The 2,854-nt window shown below is 49.0% G+C and carries 2 tRNA genes and 2 rRNA genes; all 4 read right to left on the bottom strand.

The window, feature by feature from the left end:
- Positions 1-20 precede the first annotated feature (20 nt).
- Positions 21-109: transfer RNA gene (locus CUL_RS0111375), tRNA-Leu, on the bottom strand.
- Positions 110-136: 27 nt separating this feature from the next.
- Positions 137-211: transfer RNA gene (locus CUL_RS0111370), tRNA-Asn, on the bottom strand.
- Between the two features lie 7 nt (positions 212-218).
- Positions 219-335, bottom strand: a 5S ribosomal RNA gene (gene rrf, locus CUL_RS0111365).
- Positions 336-587: 252 nt separating this feature from the next.
- A 23S ribosomal RNA gene (locus CUL_RS0111360) occupies positions 588-2,854 on the bottom strand; the annotation flags it as partial.

The following is a 2,854-nucleotide window of genomic DNA, read 5'->3' as shown; positions in this document are numbered from 1 at the left end:
CTCTTTGGATTAGGTCATAATGGTGCCGAGGACCAGAATCGAACTGGTACGATCCCAAAGGACCGCAGGATTTTAAGTCCTGTGCGTCTGCCTGTTCCGCCACCCCGGCAATTATCGCCTTCTACTACGGTTTTAATGGCTCCCAGGGTGGGATTCGAACCCACAACCTACCGGTTAACAGCCGGGTGCTCCACCGTTGAGCTACCTAGGAATGTTTTATTTGGCAGCGTCCTACTCTCCCAGGGCGTTACCACCCAAGTACCATCGGCGCTGAGAGGCTTAACTTCTGTGTTCGGTATGGTTACAGGTGTTCCCCTCTCGCCATCGCCACCAAATATTCATTGGTTTGACCTACCATCCATTTGTTCCAAAAGCATTCACAAATGGGGTAAAGCTTTTTTATAGTATTTTATTATGGTTTTGTTGCTTCGACTTAACTCTATTGGTTTGCTGCATTGAGTACGCAGTCTCGCTACACAAATCTATTTGCTCGCTATCGCTCACATAGATTTGGTGCTCGTTGCGTTTGACTTAACTTTTGCTCACTATCGTTCGCTAAGTTAGGTCATAAACAGTAAATTATATTTCTGGTCAAGCCCTCGACTTATTAGTACCTATTAGCTAAAAGTATTGCTACTCTTACACTCTAGGCCTATCTACCAAGTGGTCTACTTGGAGTCTTAACCTTTTTAGGTGGGAAATCTTATCTTGAGGGGGGCTTCGTGCTTAGATGCCTTCAGCACTTATCCCTTCCAGACATAGCTACTCAGCTGTGCCTCTGGCGAAACAACTGATGCACCAGCGGTCTGTCCATCCCGGTCCTCTCGTACTAAGGATAGCTCCTCTCAAATTTCCTACGCCCACGACGGATAGGGACCGAACTGTCTCACGACGTTCTGAACCCAGCTCGCGTGCCTCTTTAATGGGCGAACAGCCCAACCCTTGGGACCTACTCCAGCCCCAGGATGAGACGAGCCGACATCGAGGTGCCAAACCTCCCCGTCGATGTGGACTCTTGGGGGAGATAAGCCTGTTATCCCCGGGGTAGCTTTTATCCGTTGAGCGATGGCCCTTCCACTCGGAACCACCGGATCACTAAGTCCAACTTTCGTTACTGCGCCACTTGTTGGTGTTACAGTTAAGCTCCCTTTTGCCTTTACACTCTTTGCACGATTTCCGACCGTGCTGAGGGAACCTTTGAGCGCCTCCGTTACCTTTTAGGAGGCGACCGCCCCAGTCAAACTGCCCAACTGACAGTGTCCCATGACTTGTTTCAAAGCCTCTGGTTAGAATTTCAGCATTACAAGAGTGGTATCCCAAGTTTGGCTCCTCTAAGACTGGCGCCCTAGATTCTCTGCCTCCCACCTATTCTGTACATGTAATACCAAAATCCAATGTCAGCCTGCAGTAAAGCTCCACGGGGTCTTTCCGTCCTGTCGCGGGTAACACGCATCTTCACGTGTAATACAATTTCACCGGATCCTTTGTTGAGACAGCGCCCAAGTCGTTACACCTTTCGTGCGGGTCGGAACTTACCCGACAAGGAATTTCGCTACCTTAGGACCGTTATAGTTACGGCCGCCGTTTACTGGGGCTTAAGTTCGAAGCTTCGCTATTGCTAACTCTTCCCCTTAACCTTCCAGCACCGGGCAGGTGTCAGCCCCTATACTTCGTCTTTCGACTTAGCAGAGACTTGTGTTTTTGGTAAACAGTCGCTTGGGCCTATTCACTGCGGCCGGCTATAGCTTTGATAAGTATTTATCTAACTATGACCGGCACCCCTTCTCCCGAAGTTACGGGGCTATTTTGCCTAGTTCCTTAACAAAGGTTCTTCCGCGCGTCTTAGGATTCTCTCCTCGCCTACCTGTGTCGGTTTGCGGTACGGGTATCAATAAACTCGATAGAGGCTTTTCTTGGCAGTGTGGAGTCGGCTGCTTCACTACTTGTTTTTCGCTCCCCTTCGCTTCTCAGGATTGTGATGACGGATTTGCCTATCATCACTCCCTACCAGCTTGGACGTGCGCTACCAACGGCACGCTCAGCTTATCCTCCTGCGTCACCCCTTCTCTCTAACGCTTATCGATAGTACAGGAATATCAACCTGTTGCCCATCGCCTACGCTTTTCAGCCTCAGCTTAGGTCCCGACTAACCCTGAGTGGACGAGCCTTCCTCAGGAATCCTTAGGCTTTCGACGGGTAAGATTCTCACTTACCTTCTCGCTACTCATGCCAGCATTCTCACTTCTGTATAGTCCACCACTCCTTTCGGTATGGCTTCTACCCATACAGAACGCTCCTCTACCACTGCCGTGAGCTTAATACAGCTCTCAAGCAGGTACCAATTTTAGCTGATTAATCTGGCCGAAAACTTTAACTTTAATGTATTAAGGTCGTTTTCGGCAAAGATTTCCTCATCTTTGGCCTTTCCTTGAAAATTGTATTAAACTCACGGCAATCCACAGCTTCGGTACCAAATTTAAGCCCCGGAAATCTTCGGCGCAAGGTCACTCGACCAGTGAGCTATTACGCACTCTTTAAATGTATGGCTGCTTCTAAGCCAACATCCTGGTTGTCTGTGTAACCTTACATCCTTTGCCACTTAATTTGGATTTAGGGACCTTAGCTGGTGGTCTGGGCTCTTTCCCTTTCGACTACGAAGCTTATCCCACGTAGTCTGACTCCCGAGAATTATGAATTTGGCATTCGGAGTTTGATAGGTTTTGGTAACGCTATGCGCCCCTAGACCAATCAGTGCTCTACCTCCACTTCACTTTCTCGAGGCTAGCCCTAAAGCTATTTCGAGGAGAACCAGCTATCTCCGAGTTCGATTGGCTTTTCACCCCTACCCACAGGT

The sequence above is a fragment of the [Clostridium] ultunense DSM 10521 genome (assembly GCF_000511955.1).
GTDB classification, from domain to species: Bacteria; Bacillota; Clostridia; order Tissierellales; family Tepidimicrobiaceae; genus Schnuerera; species Schnuerera ultunensis.
The sequence above is the reverse complement of the archived record's forward strand: the minus strand, read 5'-3'. Positions and strand labels throughout refer to the sequence as shown.